At 43.1% G+C, this 18,844-nt stretch carries 15 protein-coding genes, 1 CRISPR repeat array and 2 riboswitches; of the genes, 8 read left to right on the top strand and 7 right to left on the bottom strand.

Features of this window, described 5'->3' with window-relative positions; all coding sequences use genetic code 11:
* Positions 1 to 95: 95 nt before the first annotated feature.
* Both HWQ23_RS30340 and purB read left to right on the top strand, forming a co-directional pair.
* Positions 96 to 647, top strand: coding sequence for a DUF421 domain-containing protein (locus HWQ23_RS30340; protein WP_292837090.1), 552 nt, complete (start codon positions 96 to 98; stop codon positions 645 to 647).
* 40 nt (positions 648 to 687) lie between these two features.
* Complete coding sequence (gene purB, locus HWQ23_RS30335) at positions 688 to 1,983, top strand: adenylosuccinate lyase (RefSeq protein ID WP_292837088.1); 1,296 nt, start codon at positions 688 to 690, stop codon at positions 1,981 to 1,983.
* An 81-nt stretch (positions 1,984 to 2,064) separates the two neighbouring features.
* Here the strand turns inward: purB and HWQ23_RS30330 are convergent, their stop codons facing one another.
* Positions 2,065 to 2,301 carry a type II toxin-antitoxin system HicB family antitoxin gene (locus HWQ23_RS30330; protein ID WP_292837086.1) on the bottom strand — a complete coding sequence of 79 codons (237 nt, stop codon included), beginning with the start codon at positions 2,299 to 2,301 and terminating at the stop codon, positions 2,065 to 2,067.
* Positions 2,302 to 2,463: 162 nt separating this feature from the next.
* On the opposite strand from HWQ23_RS30330, the gene HWQ23_RS30325 reads away from it, so the two are divergent.
* Entirely contained in the window at positions 2,464 to 3,003 is a 540-nt protein-coding gene (locus HWQ23_RS30325; RefSeq protein WP_292837084.1) for a DUF4126 domain-containing protein, read from the top strand.
* A 130-nt stretch (positions 3,004 to 3,133) separates the two neighbouring features.
* On the opposite strand, the gene hemH is transcribed toward HWQ23_RS30325, so the two are convergent.
* Positions 3,134 to 4,300: a ferrochelatase gene (gene hemH / locus HWQ23_RS30320; RefSeq protein ID WP_292837082.1), complete on the bottom strand. Its 1,167-nt coding sequence runs from the start codon at positions 4,298 to 4,300 to the stop codon at positions 3,134 to 3,136.
* Between the two features lie 93 nt (positions 4,301 to 4,393).
* Here hemH and HWQ23_RS30315 point away from each other — a divergent pair, with 93 nt between their 5' ends.
* The 4 genes from HWQ23_RS30315 to HWQ23_RS30300 all read left to right on the top strand — a co-directional run bounded on the left by HWQ23_RS30315 (position 4,394) and on the right by HWQ23_RS30300 (position 9,240).
* Positions 4,394 to 5,017, top strand: coding sequence for a class I SAM-dependent methyltransferase (locus HWQ23_RS30315; protein WP_292837080.1), 624 nt, complete (start codon positions 4,394 to 4,396; stop codon positions 5,015 to 5,017).
* Between the two features lie 196 nt (positions 5,018 to 5,213).
* Entirely contained in the window at positions 5,214 to 5,732 is a 519-nt protein-coding gene (locus tag HWQ23_RS30310) for a DUF29 family protein (protein WP_292837078.1), read from the top strand.
* 5 nt (positions 5,733 to 5,737) lie between these two features.
* Positions 5,738 to 6,259, top strand: a complete 522-nt coding sequence (locus HWQ23_RS30305; RefSeq protein ID WP_292837076.1) for a DUF29 family protein — start codon at positions 5,738 to 5,740, stop codon at positions 6,257 to 6,259.
* A 36-nt stretch (positions 6,260 to 6,295) separates the two neighbouring features.
* Positions 6,296 to 7,946: direct repeats of the CRISPR family, unit length 37 nt; unit sequence GTTTCAATCCCTGATAGGGATTTTGATGAATTGCAAT.
* Positions 7,947 to 8,409: 463 nt separating this feature from the next.
* A complete protein-coding gene (locus HWQ23_RS30300; RefSeq protein WP_292837398.1) occupies positions 8,410 to 9,240 on the top strand; it encodes a dienelactone hydrolase family protein in 831 nt (276 codons plus the stop codon).
* 66 nt (positions 9,241 to 9,306) lie between these two features.
* Here the strand turns inward: HWQ23_RS30300 and HWQ23_RS30295 are convergent, their stop codons facing one another.
* On the bottom strand, positions 9,307 to 12,426 hold the full coding sequence (locus HWQ23_RS30295) for an MFS transporter (RefSeq protein WP_292837074.1): 3,120 nt from the start codon (positions 12,424 to 12,426) through the stop codon (positions 9,307 to 9,309).
* Between the two features lie 501 nt (positions 12,427 to 12,927).
* On the opposite strand from HWQ23_RS30295, the gene HWQ23_RS30290 reads away from it, so the two are divergent.
* On the top strand, positions 12,928 to 13,140 hold the full coding sequence (locus HWQ23_RS30290; protein ID WP_292837072.1) for a high light inducible protein: 213 nt from the start codon (positions 12,928 to 12,930) through the stop codon (positions 13,138 to 13,140).
* 574 nt (positions 13,141 to 13,714) lie between these two features.
* Here the strand turns inward: HWQ23_RS30290 and HWQ23_RS30285 are convergent.
* The 4 genes from HWQ23_RS30285 to ntrB form a co-directional block, all read right to left on the bottom strand.
* A complete protein-coding gene (locus HWQ23_RS30285) occupies positions 13,715 to 14,335 on the bottom strand; it encodes a universal stress protein (RefSeq protein ID WP_292837396.1) in 621 nt (206 codons plus the stop codon).
* 192 nt (positions 14,336 to 14,527) lie between these two features.
* Positions 14,528 to 14,741, bottom strand: a riboswitch (cyclic di-AMP (ydaO/yuaA leader).
* 38 nt (positions 14,742 to 14,779) lie between these two features.
* On the bottom strand, positions 14,780 to 15,616 hold the full coding sequence (locus HWQ23_RS30280) for an ABC transporter ATP-binding protein (protein ID WP_292837394.1): 837 nt from the start codon (positions 15,614 to 15,616) through the stop codon (positions 14,780 to 14,782).
* A gap of 131 nt (positions 15,617 to 15,747) precedes the next feature.
* Entirely contained in the window at positions 15,748 to 17,190 is a 1,443-nt protein-coding gene (locus HWQ23_RS30275; protein WP_292837070.1) for an ABC transporter substrate-binding protein, read from the bottom strand.
* A gap of 96 nt (positions 17,191 to 17,286) precedes the next feature.
* Positions 17,287 to 18,138 carry a nitrate ABC transporter permease gene (gene ntrB / locus HWQ23_RS30270; RefSeq protein ID WP_292837068.1) on the bottom strand — a complete coding sequence of 284 codons (852 nt, stop codon included), beginning with the start codon at positions 18,136 to 18,138 and terminating at the stop codon, positions 17,287 to 17,289.
* A 97-nt stretch (positions 18,139 to 18,235) separates the two neighbouring features.
* A riboswitch (cyclic di-AMP (ydaO/yuaA leader) is annotated at positions 18,236 to 18,436 on the bottom strand.
* Positions 18,437 to 18,844: the final 408 nt, after the last annotated feature.

Below are 18,844 nucleotides of genomic sequence, written 5' to 3'. Positions count from 1 at the left end.
ATAAAAGTCAGTTTTATGAAATAAGACCACAGATAAATAACCTGATACTGGATTTTTTCCAGAAATGTATTGAAAAAGGAAGAAAATCAGTGGGAATGGAAAAATGGTTTTTTATCAATTGGCAGGCAATCTTTATTCCTAGCATCAGCATACTTGAGTTGATTATCCGCGGGTCGCTGGTCTATTTAGCGCTATTTTCAGTGTTACGCTTGCTTCCTAGCCGACAACTAGGAACACTAGGAATTACTGATTTACTCGTAGTTGTATTATTTGCTGAAGCTGCTCAAAATGCTATGGCCAGTAATTATACATCGATTACTGAGGGCGCTATCCTGGTAGGAACCGTGATTTTTTGGAGTTACTTGCTGAACTGGTTAGGCTACAAAATACCCCAGTTCCAACGTTTTTTGAATCAGCCACCACTGCTACTGGTAAAAAATGGTCGGATGATTCAGCGTCATTTGCAACGAGAGTTAATTACAGACGATGAGTTGATGAGCAAGTTACGTCAGCAAGGTGTGGAATTTTTAGCTGATGTAAAGTTTGCATATATGGAGGCTGACGGTAGGATTAGTATCATCACCTTTGATTCAAAAACTAGTTCCGTCCCTGAGCAAAAAGCAGCACTAAAAAGTGAACTACATTAATTAAACTGTAGAATATGACGGTTGTATTCTGTGCCTAACTGTGATTGAGCGTTATACTTTGCCCGAAATGGCTAATCTATGGAGTGAAGCCTATAAACTAAAAACTTGGCTGCAAGTCGAAATTGCTGTTTGTGAAGCTCAAGCTGAACTGGGTTACATTCCATCTGAGGCGGTTGAGGAAATTAAAGCTAAGGCAGATTTTGACCCCGATAGGGTGCTGGAAATTGAGGCTGTAGTCCGCCACGATGTTATTGCATTCTTGACAAATGTCAACGAATATGTAGGTGATGCCGGACGCTATATTCACCTGGGTTTAACTAGTTCGGATGTTTTGGATACAGCTTTAGCATTGCAATTGGTTGCCAGCCTGGATATATTATTGCAACGTCTGGAAGATTTGATTCAGGTAATTCGCCAAAAAGCACGGGAACATCGTCACACGGTGATGGCTGGCCGATCGCATGGTATTCACGCTGAACCGATCACTTTTGGTTTCAAGCTAGCTGGCTGGTTAGCAGAAGTGTTGCGACACCAAGAACGCCTGAGAATACTCCACCAAACTATTGCCGTGGGCAAGATTTCTGGTGCGGTGGGAACCTATGCGAATGTTGAACCGCGTGTAGAAGCGATCGCTTGCGAAAAACTCGGACTCCAAGCCGATACGGCCTCAACGCAAGTTATTTCCCGCGATCGCCACGCCGACTATGTGCAACAATTAGCTTTGGTAGCGGCATCCATCGAACGTTTTGCTGTAGAAATTCGCAATCTTCAAAAAACAGACGTTCTGGAAGTTGAAGAATTTTTCGCCAAAGGTCAAAAAGGTTCCAGTGCAATGCCACACAAGCGCAATCCCATCCGTTCGGAACGGCTAACGGGAATGGCGCGCCTTGTCAGAAGTCATGCCGGTGCAGCTTTGGAAAACGTTGCTCTTTGGCATGAGAGGGATATTTCCCACAGTTCTGTAGAACGGGTGATTTTGCCAGATGCTTGCACTTTGACGCATTTTATGTTGGTAGAAATAACCGACTTGGTGAAAAATCTGTTGGTCTATCCTGAGAACATGGAACGAAATCTCAACTGCTATGGCGGCGTTGTGTTCAGTCAACAAGTGCTACTTGCTTTGATAGACAAGGGAAGCAAGCGAGAAGAAGCTTATGCGATCGTTCAAGAAAGCGCTCACGCCGCTTGGAACAAGCCAGAAGGTAATTTCCAGGACTTGATTAGCAAAGACCCGCGTGTTACCCAAAAGTTGTCCCCAGCAGAACTAGAGGTATGTTTTGACCCCCAGCAGCATCTGAGGCATTTAGAAGAGGTTTACCAAAGGTTGGGTATTTAGGATTAATTTGCTGGTAGTGAGCGCTTAAGCGCTTACTACTAATTTGTTATCCAAAAAATACGCAAACGCTTTGACGTTAATTTAACTAGCATACAAGCACAAGCTTTTTTCAACCAACGAATTAAGGCTTTGTCCCTCTTTCTTTGCAATAAATACAATTTTTTTGTGTAAATCAGGGTCGATTCTTAGCATGAATTTACCTGAGAATGGCTTATCAGGCTTCTCCCCACGTTCTCTACAAAAATCTAAATAATCATCCACTGAATCAGAAAAAGCTTGCTTTAGTTCGGCTACGCTACTACCTTGAAAAGTAATCACGTCCCGAATATTAATTACTGTTCCGTCGAACTCACGTTAAGATACCAAAAATCTTAAGTATTCCATTGCTGAAGACTGTCTGTTGGATGCTGGAATTTTTGCCAAGACTGGGTAGTATAAATAACAAATATCTACTTATTTATTAGTGCTTCGAGTGACTTGATGATTGAAATCCTAGCCACACTTTCAGCTTCTGCGGCAGCAGGAATGAGAATAGGTACACCTCTGCTGATTATCGGACTGTTGCAGGGTGATAACTTGTGGTCACAAGTTCCAATTTTATCTCACATTTCTCCACCAATCTTATTACGCTGCCTCATTTGTTGGTCTTTAGTTGAATTATTAGCCTCAAAAAAGCTATGGGGGCAAAGATTGCTCCAGCTGATTCAGTTATTCATGTCTCCCGTCGTGGGCGCAATTATGGGGTTAGCAGTAGCTACCGCAACCTCCCCGCCAAGCTGGGTCACTGCCTTAATTGGAGGTTTGTTAGCTTTGGTACTTCAGCTAGTGCAAGTTGGTTGGTTCTATCGCTTACGTGGCTTACCGTTGTGGGCAGTCTTTCTTCAAGATACCTTGTGTGTTGCTCTAGTACTTTTTGCCTTTGATGCTCCCTGGCAAGGAGGATTAATTGCTTTAATACTGCTCTGGTTTGCAGTTCGTAGCGCGAAGCAGTGGTATGACTGGTATTGGCAGAAAAATTAGGAACTAGCACTTCTGCCCAAGGAGGGGACGTAAGACCAAAGTCTTCTGGACGTAAAAAATCCACAAAGACAGAGGCAGTCCCCAATGAGTTGGGAAGCTTACACCGTACCGTAAGGTCGGTGTAAGTAGTTCACTGCAAAATTCCAATCATGTGCAAGAAGCCGTGACCGGTAATCAGTTCGATGATTAAGGCAATGAAGCCCAGCATGGCAATCCGACCATTCCATACTTCAGCGCTAGTAGTCAGACCCCATTCCCAACGCTCTTGGGGGTACATTTTCACCCTTTTTTTCATTTGGGCAGCTTGCGAAAGCTTGAAGCTGGGATTTTTCAGCGCATCAATCACTAAGTCTGCAAGTGCATTAATAAACACTGGATGGGTATTGGGAGCAGGAACGCGACGGAAGTTGTGAATTCCTGATTCTTCTGCTACTTCCCGATACTCAATATCAATTTCTTGTAGTGTTTCAATATGCTCTGAGACAAAACTGATAGGCACGACAACCAAATCTTTCACACCTTGTGCGCCTAGTTCTTTGAGGGCATCCTCAGTATAAGGTTGGAGCCATTCTACTGGGCCGACGCGACTTTGGTAAGCTAAGGTGTGGACATTGGGTCGATTGAGCGTCTGCATAATCAAGGCAGTACATTCTTCAATTTCTTGCTGGTAGGGGTCGCCAGCCTCTTCAACGTAGCTTTTAGGAACGCCGTGAGCGCTGAAGAATATATGAACCTCATCTGGATTAGGAAACTGTTCGAGTTCTTGGGCTACGAGTTCCGCCATTGCTTGAAGGTAGCCTGGTTCTTTGTACCAGGAAGGAATGACGGTGTAATCAATGGGTTGAAGTTTTGGGTCTTCTTGCCAAAGCTTTTCTAAAAGTCGGAAGCTGGAACCACTGGTACTGATAGAAAACTGGGGATAGAGTGGTAAAATTACCAGATGTTCTATATTATCTTGGGTGATCTGTGCGATCGCTTCTTCTGTATAGGGATTCCAATAACGCATTCCCACGTAGATATTGGCCTCTTGTCCTAAATGACTCAACTGTTCTTTTAAAGCTTCTCCTTGGGCTTCTGTGATCCGCCGCAGTGGGGAACCACCACCGATTTGCTTATAATTCTCTTGAGATGTTCTGGTTCGCCGTGAGGCAATAAACCAGGCTAGGGGCTTTTGCAACCAGCGAAATGGTAGGCGAATAATTTCCGGATCGGAAAATAGGTTGTACAAAAACGGCCCGACATCCTCTAGCTTATCGGGGCCACCGAGATTGAGTAATAAGACGCCTACACGACCCATAGCAGTTACTTTCCCCCAATCTTTTCAGGTTTTTTACTAATGTTAACAATATATCTTTATTAAATATAAAGCTTAATAGCAAGGAAATATGCAATGGCAACAATTTTAAGAGATTGGAGTTACCGCTATCAGTGGTTATATGATGGTATCTCTCGTTTAGCAGCCTTAAGTGTAGGTGGTGAAGCCCGTTTTCGGCAACTTGCTTTGCAAGGCTTAACAATTCACTCAGATACTCAGGTCTTAGATTTATGTTGTGGCAGTGGTCAAACAACGCAGTTTTTGGTAAAACTTTCACAAAATGTAACAGGATTGGACGCTTCACCCAAGTCTTTGCAACGGGCGCGGCAAAATGTACCAGAAGCTTGCTATCTCGAAGCTTTTGCCCAGGAGATGCCATTTGCAGATAATCTGTTTGATGTGGTGCATACCAGCGTTGCATTACACGAAATGCAGCCTCAGCAATTGCGGAAAATTATTAATGAAGTTTATCGGGTGCTGAAGCCAGGAGGGGTGTTTACGCTGGTGGATTTTCACGCTCCTACGAATCCGATATTTTGGCCTGGGGTGTCAGTGTTTTTGCTGTTGTTTGAGACGGAAACAGCTTGGGAACTGTTGAAAACTGATTTAGCTAAGTTGTTAACTGAGACTGGGTTTGAAGCGAGTAAGCTAACTTTGTATGCAGGCGGTAGTTTGCAAGTGATACAGGCTCAGAAGTGAACAATATTGCTTTATTAATAGTAGGTAAGATCCCCTGCTATTAATAAAGTATAGGTGATTGTTATAGCGGTTCTCGACCCTTGTGAGGTACAAGAACCCCACCCCCAACCCCCTCCCCGCAAGCGAGGAGGGGGCTATGAGATTAATAAACGCTATATATTGAAATTAGCATGATGAAATTTTGAGGTTAATAAAAATGACACAGGAATTAATAGACCTCAGAACTTGTATCCAGGAAGGGCGTTACGCAGATGCGTTGGTAATTGTAGATGAATTAGAGGGCATGAGTAAACAAGCTATTCTGCGGAATATTCAAGCTTATTTAAGAATTCTGCTGATTCATTTGATTAAGAACCAACTAGAGCAGCGATTAACAAATTCTTGGGTTGCTTCTATTCGTAATTCACTTATAGAAATTAAGAAACTCAATCTCAAAGACAATAAAAAATACTCTTATATCAATTTAAACGAATGGGATACCTATATTGAAGATGAAATAGAAGTAGCAGTGCGTGATGCCAGTGTGGAAGTCTTGAATGGAATGTACAATGAATTTCAACTGGCTGGAATGGTGGATAAAAACCAGATTATTCAGACTGTTTTGAAGTTGTTGGCGCTAACTTATTCTTATTCAGTTAAGGAGTTACCCGCAGTTGTGGCTGAAAATTTAATTCAGCTATTCGGTGGAGAAGATTGGAAAGCAGGTAGGCGGTAAAACAAATGACACAAGAACTAATAGACCTCAAAAAAAGTATTTTGGAAGGACGTTACGCAGATGCCTTGGCAATTGTAGATGAATTAGAGGGAATGAGTAAAAAGGCAATTCTGCGTCAGATTAAATCGTTTTTAAGAATTTTAGTGATTCATTTGATCAAGAATAAACTAGAACAGAGATTAACAAATTCTTGGGCTGCTTCTATTCGCAACGCTATCCGCGAAATTAAAGAAGTGAATCTTAAAGATAATAAAACATCTTATTATGTCAATTTAAATGAATGGGAAAGTTTGATGGAGGAGGAAGTTATTGAAGATGCGATCGCAGATGCCTGCGATGAAGTCATGAATGGCAAATTTACTCGTTCTCAGTTGTCAGCGATGCTAGATAAAAGCCAGATTTTGACTACAGCAAATAGTTTACTGGCTTTAACATACACTTATTCGCCAAAGGAGTTACCAGCGATTATGGATGATTATCTTATTCAGTTAGCTGGTGGAGAAGATTGGAGAAATCGGGAAAAATAAAGTTTCAATCTCTTTAGCCTTTCTGGTTCTAGCTTAGTTTCAATCCCTGATAGGGATTTTGATGAATTGCAATTCAACAAAGAATAAACGTTGGTGTAGCCACTCTAGTTTCAATCCCTAATAGGGATTTTGATGAATTGCAATATTGTCATTTAAATCCCAATCCTCGGCAACTTCAAAGTTTCAATCCCTAATAGGGATTTTGATGAATTGCAATGAGAAAGTGCTAGTAATCTGAGCCTGAGCATCAGGGTTTCAATCCCTAATAGGGATTTTGATGAATTGCAATCGGCGATCGCATTATCTCCCCCTTCACCCCTAAGCTGGTTTCAATCCCTAATAGGGATTTTGATGAATTGCAATCCGACGGACTATCAAGCATTGCCCACGACACATCCCACGATTCCAGTTTCAATCCCTAATAGGGATTTTGATGAATTGCAATATATCAGCCCAAGCAAGGCGGCAATCGAGCCAACTGTTTCAATCCCTAATAGGGATTTTGATGAATTGCAATTTCCCTGTAAGGATTTGGGAATATTTGCTTCATCAGGTTTCAATCCCTGATAGGGATTTTGATGAATTGCAATTGTCCGTTGGGCAGTTTCACGATATTATTCTTTTGGTTTCAATCCCTGATAGGGATTTTGATGAATTGCAATCTAGAATACCGTCTGAGTCCTTGGGAGAAATTAAGGTTTCAATCCCTGATAGGGATTTTGATGAATTGCAATTGCTGCTTTTGGCAGTAAGGGCAGCTAACTTGCCATTGGGTTTCAATCCCTGATAGGGATTTTGATGAATTGCAATTTGATGCTATTCGGACTGAAGAGAAAACTCATTGGTTTCAATCCCTGATAGGGATTTTGATGAATTGCAATCCCGATGGCGAATCATGGCGAGTTCGTGTTTGCCAGTTTCAATCCCTGATAGGGATTTTGATGAATTGCAATATTTTTGAGTGGGTCATCAATTATTCCGCAGTTGTGGACGAGTTTCAATCCCTGATAGGGATTTTGATGAATTGCAATTTATCTTCGCCGTACATCTCTACAAAAGCCGCGTGTTTCAATCCCTGATAGGGATTTTGATGAATTGCAATTTCAGCAGTTAGCTGGTAGCCAGGGGGTTCCCGATGTGCCGTTTCAATCCCTGATAGGGATTTTGATGAATTGCAATGCCATGCCAAGTCCCTAAGATGTTATAAAGTGCAAAATAGTTTCAATCCCTGATAGGGATTTTGATGAATTGCAATATGTTTGGATTAAATATCGCTAAAACGGCTACTGTTTCAATCCCTGATAGGGATTTTGATGAATTGCAATCTAGGGGCTACGGCTAACACTGGAGTGTCCTTACTGGTTTCAATCCCTGATAGGGATTTTGATGAATTGCAATTGTCAATGGCAAGTTACTGATCACGATCCACGTTTCAATCCCTGATAGGGATTTTGATGAATTGCAATAAACTGACGCGCTGAGTAACCCAAGACGTAACATGTTTCAATCCCTGATAGGGATTTTGATGAATTGCAATTTGTTCCGGCGGCGATCGCTCCCCAATCGACACGGGTAAATGTTTCAATCCCTGATAGGGATTTTGATGAATTGCAATCAGATAGTCTTTTAAACAAAATTAGTGCTGGCGCAGTTTCAATCCCTGATAGGGATTTTGATGAATTGCAATGGCGGGAGCCTGAAAGGCAAGCTGTATTTAGTTTTCAAGGTGCGGTTGCGCGATTCAACAGCAATCATAGCATTAGAGAATTCGTTTGGGAAGAGTGTCGGGAAAAATTCAAGGCTGAAACCCACTCTTTGTAAGCATTTCAGAGATTGCGCGGATGACAATTGGGCGATTAGTGGGTGAAATGCTTGCTGGGGTTGAGATAGAAGCAGTTTTTTCGGCTGTGGAATTTGTACACCTACCCTGCCGCGCATTTGACTATACAGAAACTTAACTATAAAGGAACTCAGCACAGAAAATTGTTTAGTCCGGTGGCTTTTATTTACCAATACGTCCAACTTTTCCCTGACAACAGCCACAGAGAAAGAACGCTTGGACTGCAAACGAAGCTAATATTATTGTAGTATTTGGTTGCCGTAGTACGGATAACAAAGAATAAAACTTTCGCCAATTCAAGGTAGAGATGATGCAAGAAGTAACTCGCCGCAAATTTATTGCAACAGCCACCCTAGCGACGGGTTTTGCCCTCGCAGTACAACCCATTTCTGCCGGAGTCATCACTACCGATGCTAAGAGTTTGGTAGCTGGTGCGGTGAAAATTCCCGTCAAAGATGGCGAAATTCCTGCATATAGAGCAGCACCAGCCAGTGGTGAAAATTTCCCAATTGTTCTGGTAATCCAAGAAATCTTTGGCGTACACGAGCATATTCAGGATATCACTCGTCGCTTTGCCCAGTTGGGGTATTTAGCGATCGCACCGGAATTATTCATCCGTCAAGGCGATGTCACTAAGTTAAGCAGCATGGACGAAATTCGCCCAATTGTCGCCAAGGTGCCAGATGCCCAAGTATTATCCGATCTCGATGCGACGGTACACTGGGCGGCGAAATCAGCTAAAGGTAATGCCAACAAATTGGCAATTACAGGCTTCTGCTGGGGCGGCCGCATTACCTGGTTATATGCAGCACATAACCCCAAGGTGAAGGCTGGTGTGGCTTGGTACGGGCGACTCGTGGGCGATGCTACCGAACTTCAGCCCAAGTATCCTGTCGATATTGCATCAAAACTGACAGTTCCCGTTCTTGGACTCTACGGCGGCAAAGATACGGGTATTCCCATCGATACAGTAGAACAGATGCGCGATCGCTTAAAGGAAAGCAGCAGCAAATCTAAAATCATCGTCTACCCCGATGCACCCCACGCTTTTTTTGCCGATTATCGCCCCTCCTACCGCGAGAAAGAAGCTAAGGACGGTTGGAAACGTCTTTTGGCATGGTTTAAGGAAAATGGCGTGTAAGTCTGCGGAACAAAAAAAGCCTCCCGGTATGGGAGGCTTAAAAGTTAGCGGAGAAAACTTGTTAAACTACTGCGTAACTACAGCGATCGCTCCTCCTAATGCAGAGAAAACGGCGGAGACGGATGCTGTGGCAAATAGCCACCAAGCGGCTGTAGCTGCGGCTTTGCGGGTTTCTTCTGCTTGTCGTTGTGCTTGATGTTTCACCTCTTCTAGGCGGCGTTGAGCTTCGTGCTGTATGCGTTCTGCACGTTGCAATACTGTGTTGCGTGCGCGTTCAATTTGGTCGATGATCCGGTTGGCATCTTCTTCGGAGATGTCCTCACGAGAACTCATAATTGCCACCAGGGTCTCACGATCAAAAGAGGATAGGCGATCGCGCAGGGCATCAAACCCCGCTTGGGGATCGTCAAAAAATGTGCGAACATCGCGCTTGATACTATCGTAATTAAGTTCCGGGCGATCCAGGGCGTTGAGATAGTTGCGAATGCGGCCGAAAACCCCATCAATTGCATCTTGAATGCCTCGTTGAATGTTCCGCACTTGTTCTACAAATTGATCCCTTACCGATACCATGTTATCGGCAATCCGCGCCGCTTCTTCATCAGAAATATCTTCCCGAATTTTTAGCAAGGCGATGATCGTAGAACGGTCAAAATGGGAAAGGCGATCGCTAAAACTTTCTACCCCAACTCGCGGATCGTGCAACAATAATTGCAAGTCGCGTTTAATACCTTCTGGGTTAAGTTCTTCCTTGCCAGTTTGCCGCAAATACTCTTCCAGATAACCTTTGAATGTTTCCACTCTTTGCTGTGTGCGGCTAGCTAGGCGACGAGGCGCACGTACAAAGTTGCGAATCGAAGTTTGGGTGGAATCAATGATTTGATTGACTTGTTCTTCACTTAAGTCTTGGCGTTGACTGAGCAACTTCACCAGTGTATCTCGGTCTACCTGCGACAACCGACGGCGCAGTGCGACAGCTCCCTGCTGGGGATTTTCAAACAATCTGGTCAAATCTCGCCCAATACCTTCTGGGTTGAGTTCTTCTTTACCAGTATTCCGCAGATAATCTGCGATCGTGGTGGTAACAGAGTCGTATTGCTCTTTGGCTTTATCCACTACAGCTTGGGGTGTGTGGCGAATGTTATGCCAGGACTCTTCAGCAGTATTGATGATTTGATTAACTTGATCTTCACTCAAATCTTCCCGTTGGCTCAATAGCTGCACCAAGGTATCGCGGTCAAAGCGAGACAAGCGGGCGCGAATTGAGCTAATTCCAGCTTGGGGATCTTCTAGTAACCTTTTGAACTCCGCGCGGATGGCATCAGGATTCAGTTCTGCTTTTCCGGTGTTACGCAGATATGATTCTACATTCAGCCACAGGGTTTCTGCTTGATATTGTGCCTGTTCTGCTAATCCTTTGGATTCTACCAAGACGCGATCGCGCTGTTTTTCCAACTCATCGAGAATGCTGTCTACTTCATATAGCTGGACATCATTACGTTGCAGCAATATCTCCCGAATTTCCTGACGCTCAATGTGCGCCAGTCGCAATGTCAGGGTTTCATAATCTGCATCTGAGTCTTGCAACAGTGGTTTGAAATTCTGCTCAATGCCTTCGGGTGTCAAATCTGCTTTCGGGGTAACGAGCAGATAACTTTCCACTGCACGTTGCAAGTCTTGAACTATCTCTCTTTCTTCGACAACTTTCACTGTTACTACCACATCTTGGCGCACAGCTTCTAGCTGATCTGCAATGCGCTGAATTTGGGCTTGGGTAAGTAGTCCTCGCTGTTGCAGGATGTTGGCGAAATCGTTGCGGGATAGTTGCTCTAGTTCCCTCTTGACTATTCCGGGGTCAGCTGCTGGGTCGTAGATGACATCACGAAATTCCTGAGCGATTTTTTCTGGGCTTAGTTGCCAAGCATAAGTGTTGTGCAGATAGTTTTCGACATCAGCCCGAATTGGGCTATAGGGTTGTGATGGTGTTGGCAACCCTAGCTTATCTGCTTGTTGGGTGACTTTCTCTTTGGCAGTAGTCAGGCTACGCAAGATTTTTTCTACATCCAAATCAGGCAAATCTGCCCGTCCCAACACAGTGGCAGTTAAGGCAGATAGCGCTTGCTGGACTGTACTTTTAATTGGGCCTGAAGCCGCCTTTTGGTCAGATCCTTGGGAACCACCCTTTTCTGCTACTAACCGATCCAGCTTGGCGTTGAGTTCATCTGTTTTGGTCTGTCCTGCTGGAAGTGATTTGAGATAATCCATTAACTCACCCAGACGGTCTTCGGTGGGTGGTTGCTGACTTACGACTTGCTGCCAAACTTTATACAACGTATCAGCAATCCGGCTAACGTCTTTTTTGGAAAGGTCGGTGCGACTGCTGACTAACTCGATAAACTTTTCGCGGTCGATGTTGCGGATATCTGGAGTCCCAGCGATCGCTTTTAATTGCGGATCGTTGAGTAAATTTTCAAAGTCACTCCGAATTTTCGACACATCTAGCTCTGGAGGACGGATCTTTTCTAAGTAATCCTCTATGTTCTCCCGGATACTCATAGGGTCGATGGCGCTCCCTAGTTCCCGACCGATAGCGGCGGCGGCGGCTTCAGCCGTGGCTACAACTTGGTTATTGATAGCTTTTGCGCCCAGTGCGGCGGTGGCTGTCCCCATAATCGCCTGAAAGCCGGAGGTTGCTGTACTCACGACTGAGCCAATTAAGGAACCCACGGTGGTGGAACTTACCCAGACGAGGAGCAAAAAGTAAGCACCCCAAATCACCAAGCCGAGAATCGCTCCCAATACTGGGTCTAAGATTACAAGGCTCAATTTTACCGCCAGAAAAGAAGCGATTAAAAGAGCGATCGTCACAGTGACTAATGTCCAAATCCCCACGGCGGTGCCGATTTTGCGAATGCTGCCGCCCAAACTTCCGGCTTCCCCACTATCTGAATCGGAATCAGATGAGTGCCCCAGGTAGGAAATACCGGCTGCAAGGGAGAGATTAGTTAGAACTAATTGGAAAGCAAAGGCTAGAATCACGCCGGAGATTAAAGCCACAAAAAAGCGCGGCCCGGAAAAGAGACCCGATGCCTGTGCTGGCGTAAGGTTTGAAGTATCTGCTTGAACCTGTGCTACCCACAATAGTGGTTTGTAGAGTCCCACCATGATTTCCGTACTATGGAACATTGTATTTCCTTGTTCTAAGTTTAATTTTAGGGAATTAAGAATTTCTTGAGAAGCAACTCTTAGTATGTATTTATGTCTGTACCTATGGCAATACCTAACTGTTTAGTTCAGAATCGTAGAATTTAGCTGGTTAAAGCATCTCTCCAAAGGCTGAAAAGCGTATCCGGCGTTAGATATAACTTTTATATCTAACGCTAAAAATATTCATATCAGATGAAAAATTTAGCTAATTATTGGCTGCTACGTTTTAATTTTTCATTCCTGAGTCACAACTATTTATTTTGCGAAAATTGCAGTTTAATTCTGATAATTTTACATTTCTTTATAATTAGATTTTTATCACCCTCTCAAGGTGGATTTATCTGCACCAAGGTGTAGTTGATGATCATCCGCAAGAAGTGCCTGTAGTTTATGCCTAAAGGCAGAAAGGATCTGAGTTTTAAATAGCTACATTAAACTTAACAAACGAAAACAAACGAATTATTAAGGAAAAACAAAAAAATGGCAACTCAAGAAACTCGCCCTTCTACTGATTTACCATCTGTTGCACCCGAATACAACGGTGTAGATCGCAATGCATTTTTGTTTGGCTGGACTCCTCAAGCCGAAATTTGGAATGGCCGCTTGGCAGCTATTGGCTTTCTCGCCTATTTACTTTGGGATTTGGCTGGTTATAGCGTTGTTCGTGACGTGCTACACATCGTTGGATATTAGTAATAGCTAAGGAGTTAGGAGGAGCCACTGCGTTGCGGGGGTTCCTCCTTTGTAGCAAGTGGCGTTGATCAGTTTGAAACATAGTATAGGACTAATATTTGATTTCTGAAAAAGCTCGGTACAACTCGAAAAGCCTTATTCCTTATTCCCTACTCCCTACTCCCCACTCCCCGCCTACGTAGATAATTTCAAAAATCAAATACGATTCCTATATTAATTAAAAACTCAAAACTGATAATTCTTAACTCCTGGCTAAGGGATTTCCAACAAATAAATTATTCAATCTTGTCGGGTGGGCTAAAAAGTCCGCCTTTGGCTATGGACAAAGAAGAAGTAGATGGACTGAAATAAATATAATATAGTTTGTCATTGCTTCACTTCGTTCGCAATGACATTTTATATTTAATTTTGCCCAGCTAGGTACAATAAATATATCCCAGAAACAAGCAAAATATCACAAGTCCCATAATTTTTGAAGAAGTAAGTTTATTTAGTAGCGAAAAAAGCCACCTATAAATAGGTGACTTATCTATGATTAAAATTTGATAAAAATTACTGAAATTCTGAACAGCGATTATTCATCAATACAACTAGGAATGCCCAAAACGGCACAGGGGAAATTAGAACCTAGAGCCTCAATCATCGGATGATTAACAGAGTTGCATCCTAGAAACAAAATATCGGCAGTTTCTGAGTCAACAACTTTCTTAAGTTCTGTGGAAATGCAGCCAAACCGCAAATGAGATTTGAAGGAACCCTGCCATTCTTCAGCTAGACTTCGGGCTTGCCAGAGAATTATATCTGCTTGTTGCAGGGGAGTTACTACTGTCTGCAATTTGGGTTGAGTTAATACCAGTGTGATAGACTTTGATACTTCACTGATTTGACATTCCAATGAAGGCTGTTGTTGTGGAAAGCTCAAGATGTTTGGATGCTGGTTGCTTTGATTGTTTTCTACCACATAAACGGCTTGAACTGTAACTTCTGCATTAGTGGCTAAACGCGTTTGATGAGCAATCCAAAAAGCAATATCTAGCGCCGTATGACTGTTAGGAGATGCGTCATAAGCAACAATTAAGTTAACTGCTTTTGAGCTTTCAGGTTTTTTAGAAAAAGGTTTTTTTGGCTCTGGCAGCAGTACCATTTGTTCAATTAAGTTATCTCGGCCTGTGGCACTTTGCAGACGTGCTAACATTGGCTTAATTTGCACAGCTTTACTTCTCCTAATGAAATGAATTAGCAATGAGAAGCAGGGGGACAAATTTTAGATTTTAGACTTCGGCTACGCTCAGTCGAACGATTTTAGATTGAGTGACGATAAGCAAAATCTCAAATCTGAAATAAGTCAAGGAAACCCCAATAATAACTGTATTACAGCCAAAGACTTGGGGGTTCCTTCCATTGCCTACGGAGTTAGCTGACGGGCTAAGACTGGAAGGTGTCTCTCTCTTAGGAGTGGTGAGTGCTGTTAGCGGATAGCTAGGGTTTAGCCACTGCTGAGTTAATTAATAATTCCTAACTCTTGACTCTTAACTCCTCACTTTCTATGAGATACGCCCCACAATATGGTTCCTCCGCTTCAAATTCAGCTTTCATGACTTTGAATTAGGCTACCCACTAAAAAAAATGATAATCTAACTTACTCGTCTTGGGTAAAATATCGATCAAGAAAATTTAGGGCGTGGTTGCGGAGTTCAAAATATTCTTTTGAGTTTCGCATGGCGGCCCGATCGCGTGGATGTTCAAAAGGAACTTTTAATATCTCTCCTATACTAGCAGCTGGGCCATTGGTCATCAAGACGATGCGATCGGACATATAAATTGCTTCATCTACATCATGGGTAATCATCATCACTGCTTGACGATTATTTTCCCAAATATCCAATACCTGGCGCTGCAATTTGCCACGAGTTAACGCATCTAGTGCCCCAAAAGGTTCATCCATCAGCAACATTTTGGGACGAATTGCTAAAGCTCTGGCAATACCTACTCGTTGTTTCATACCTCCAGAGATTTCATCAGGATATTTGTCAGCCGCCGCCGTCAAGTTTACCATTGCCAAGTGTTGATTTACAATGCTAATTTTCTCAGCCCTATTAGCATTTTTTAACACTTCATCCACGGCTAAACGGATATTTTCTCGCACAGTTAACCAAGGTAACAGCGAATAGTTCTGAAATACCATCATCCGTTCGGGCCCTGGCTGACGAATTTCTTGTCCATCTAGCCTTACTGAGCCGGAAGTTGCTTTTTCTAAACCAGCTACTATCTTTACTAGAGTTGATTTACCACAACCTGAGTGACCAATTACAGAAATATATTCATCTTCACCAATCGTCAGATTAACCCCATCTAAAACGACAAAATTATCTTTATCAGGTGTCGGATAAGACTTGACTAAATTTTCAATTTCTAAAAATCCCGGGCTGGGCAGAACTTCAGTCTGGGTATTAATAGGTAATGAGGTATATTCCATCATCAAAATGCTCCGAAAATAATTTAGTCATCAGTCAATATTTAACAAAAGAGAATAAAGGCACCAGTCGGCAGAATTCAAAATTAAATTCTGTGTGATCTGAATTCTGTATTCTTCTTTAAACTTGGGATTTAAGACATGAAAAAGTTAGTGGGAGCGTTAGCCCTGATGGCAAAACTATTAAGATAACCTACCGGATCACTGGGGTCGAAGCCTTTATTATCTATAAAGACTTCTGGTGGTTCGACCTTGTAATCATCCTTGGGACACTCGATGCCCATTTCAGATGCTATCTCCCGATATAAATCTGTTTTCCAGCCAAGCTCTGCTAGTTTCTCAGCATTTTTGGGGAATTCTTTAATTTGCCCCCACCGCGCTGCTTGTGTCATCAACCAGATACTTCTCGATCTCCACAAAAATGTGGAGTGTTCTGCTGGCTGTTTGGGAAAGTTGTCAGGAATATCGAAGAAAATCGTGGTGTCTGCGGCTTTGATGGTGCGGTCTTTGCCGTCAAAGCCGCCATAGTTGTAGTTACCGAGAATTCCCGGACTTGTAAACTTCGCGATTGGGGCATTTTTGTTTTTAGGTCTAGCGCCTGTAAAAGAACGGTCTGTAATCAGTTCAGCAACTTCTTGACGGTTTTCTACTTTGCTGCAATACTGGCAAGCTTCAATCATCGCCTTGACTAAAGAACGATAGGTTTTAGGATATTTGTCGATGAAAGATTGCATCACCCCCAACAGTCGATCTGGGTGTCCCCACCAGATTTCTTTACCTTGTGCGAAGGTAAAGCCGATATTTTCATTACCTGTAATTGCGCGTGTGTTCCAGGGTTCTGCAACCATGTAAGCTTGCATTGCACCAATCCGCACATTTGTCACCATTTGGGGGGGCGGAACGATGATGATCCGAAACTCTTTAAGCGGATCAACACCTGCGGCGGCGGATAGGTAGCGGACAAAGTATTCGTAAATGGCGGAACTCAGAACAACTGCCCAAACTTTGCGTTCTGGCGGCTGCTGGTCAAAGTAGCCTCGGAAATCGCGCCCAAAGGCTTCTAGCGCACCATCGCCATATTTTTGTTGATACTCATACCACGGACGTAGCCCAAAATCCCACATGGCTTTGTTCATGGTCATGGCGTTACCGTGGCGGTGAATGGTCATCGCTGCACACAAGGGGGCGTGGCGTGCGCCTTCAGCACCAATTCTGGCGTTGGTGACTGCACCGGATACTACGGGTGAAGCATCCAGGCGACCAAAAATTAAACCGTCGCGGGAGGTGGCCCAACTGGCTTCGCGGTTGAGTGTAACGTTCAAACCATATTTGCGGAAGAAGCCTTTTTTCCAGGCGATCGCAAATGGCGCACAATCATTAACGGGAACGTAACCAACGGTAAGATCAGATTTTTCTAGGTCTTGGGATCTAATTACTGGTTCTACAGCTAAAGCTTCTTCAGTCAATCCTTTGGCGGATCTATCTCCTGAAATCGCACAGGAGGACAGCGCTATTGATGTTGTGGTTGCTCCTATTCCCTTAATAAAATCTCGTCGATTCCAACTATTATCACCCATTTTTGTAGCTCCATTGGTGATTAATTTGGTTGCCAGATAGGCTAACCCCAAAGTGCATTAAAGAGCGTCTTAGGGTTTTGATGCGAAAAAGTTTAATCAGTTAGAAGCTGTCGGGCGGCGAGTTATTAATTCTTGGATTTTGCCCACGCCGTAATCTAGGATTAACCCAGTTAAGCCAATTATCAACACAGCTAAAAACACTGAACTCAGGTTTAAGCGACTCCATTCATCCCAGACAAAAAAGCCGATACCAATACCGCCTGTGAGCATTTCCACGGCGACGATTACTAGCCAAGCTATCCCTAAACTAATTCGTAAACCTGTAAAAATATACGGCAAACTTGCAGGCCAGATGATTTTTGTAATTCGTCGCCAACGGGGCATTTCCAGCACTCGTGCCACATCTAAATAATCTTGGGGAACGCTAGAAACTCCTAATGCGGTATTAATAATTGTCGGCCATAAGGAAGTAATAAAAATTACAAAAATGGCTGAAGGATCTGCTAAATTGAAAATTGCTAAGGCGATGGGTAGCCAAGCTAGGGGCGATACGGGCTTAAAAATTTGAATGATCGGATTGAGCGCTAACATTGCCGGTCTGGACATGCCAATTAGAAACCCCAGAGGAATCGCTACTACTGCACCTAATAAAAAGCCCAATAATACCCGGCGCAGACTTGCTATCAACAACCAACCAATTCCCAAGTTGCCGGGGCCTCGTTGATAGAAGGGATTTAAGATGTAGTCTAGATTAGCGATTAGCGCTTCTGGTGGGGTGGGCATCAATTCATGGTTGGCAAGTGCAACAATCCACCACAGCAAAATTATTCCTAAGAAGCCCAATACAGGTAGAATGAAGACATCTCTAAGGATGACAGGTTTTGTCTTCTTCCAAGCAGCTTGTCCTGCGATCGCAGCGATCGCAACCAAATTTAGTTGAAATATCATTTACGACCTCAACAGATTTAAGTGCAGGTACAAAAAATTTGAGCAGTACCAGCCTTGGACACTGATGAGATCGGAACATTATAAAAATGCCGTCTCTTCAGTCTCCTCTCAATGCCTACGAAGTTAGCTGACGGGCTAGGGCTGAGAGATGCCCTTCTGAAGAAAGTTATCAGTTATGAGTTGAATATTGAGTAAAGTAACTTCTAACTCTTCACTTTCTCTGAGATACGCCCCACAATTTGGTTCCTCCGCTCCAACGTCACCTACTGTGATCTGATGGATTAGGCTGACTTACTCTAATGGATACTAGTTATCAACAATATAACATCAATGCTCAGTAAAAGCCAACTGTATTATCATAAATGTTGTTGATTTCAATACCAAAATCAAGTTTGTTTCCTTGCTTTTCCGTAATTGACAAAATTTATAATTTTAGCTGTCTTGTGAGTGAACTCATTGCACACACAGCTAAACAACAATAGTTGAATCAATCATCAAGTTTGCTACCTGCTTAATTAACATTTCTTAACAAAAATTATATTATACCTTCCCCCTTCTATATACGGGAAGTTAATCTCGCAAACAACAGAACAGATAAAATCTATTTCTTTTGGTAGGTTAATAAAATCGCTAATTTTGGTAAAAAACCACTGCAATCGCTAAACTATTTGCATATGGAAGTTTACTCATCTATCTCCTAGCTGAA

Origin of the sequence: Nostoc sp. JL33, from assembly GCF_017114985.1 — a bacterium.
Lineage (GTDB): Bacteria > Cyanobacteriota > Cyanobacteriia > Cyanobacteriales > Nostocaceae > Nostoc.
This window is presented reverse-complemented; position numbering and strand designations above follow the sequence as displayed.

Bases quoted from the DNA above. Each gene is read 5' to 3' on its own strand.
- HWQ23_RS30310 (WP_292837078.1), top strand. From the start codon at position 5,214: ATGACACAGGAATTAATAGACCTCAGAACTTGTATCCAGGAAGGGCGT.
- HWQ23_RS30300 (WP_292837398.1), top strand. From the start codon at position 8,410: ATGCAAGAAGTAACTCGCCGCAAATTTATTGCAACAGCCACCCTAGCG.
- HWQ23_RS30275 (WP_292837070.1), bottom strand. From the start codon at position 17,190: ATGGGTGATAATAGTTGGAATCGACGAGATTTTATTAAGGGAATAGGA.
- HWQ23_RS30325 (WP_292837084.1), top strand. From the start codon at position 2,464: ATGATTGAAATCCTAGCCACACTTTCAGCTTCTGCGGCAGCAGGAATG.
- HWQ23_RS30340 (WP_292837090.1), top strand. From the start codon at position 96: ATGGAAAAATGGTTTTTTATCAATTGGCAGGCAATCTTTATTCCTAGC.
- HWQ23_RS30280 (WP_292837394.1), bottom strand. From the start codon at position 15,616: ATGGAATATACCTCATTACCTATTAATACCCAGACTGAAGTTCTGCCC.
- HWQ23_RS30305 (WP_292837076.1), top strand. From the start codon at position 5,738: ATGACACAAGAACTAATAGACCTCAAAAAAAGTATTTTGGAAGGACGT.
- hemH (WP_292837082.1), bottom strand. From the start codon at position 4,300: ATGGGTCGTGTAGGCGTCTTATTACTCAATCTCGGTGGCCCCGATAAG.
- HWQ23_RS30315 (WP_292837080.1), top strand. From the start codon at position 4,394: ATGGCAACAATTTTAAGAGATTGGAGTTACCGCTATCAGTGGTTATAT.
- HWQ23_RS30295 (WP_292837074.1), bottom strand. From the start codon at position 12,426: ATGTTCCATAGTACGGAAATCATGGTGGGACTCTACAAACCACTATTG.
- HWQ23_RS30285 (WP_292837396.1), bottom strand. From the start codon at position 14,335: ATGTTAGCACGTCTGCAAAGTGCCACAGGCCGAGATAACTTAATTGAA.
- ntrB (WP_292837068.1), bottom strand. From the start codon at position 18,138: ATGATATTTCAACTAAATTTGGTTGCGATCGCTGCGATCGCAGGACAA.
- HWQ23_RS30290 (WP_292837072.1), top strand. From the start codon at position 12,928: ATGGCAACTCAAGAAACTCGCCCTTCTACTGATTTACCATCTGTTGCA.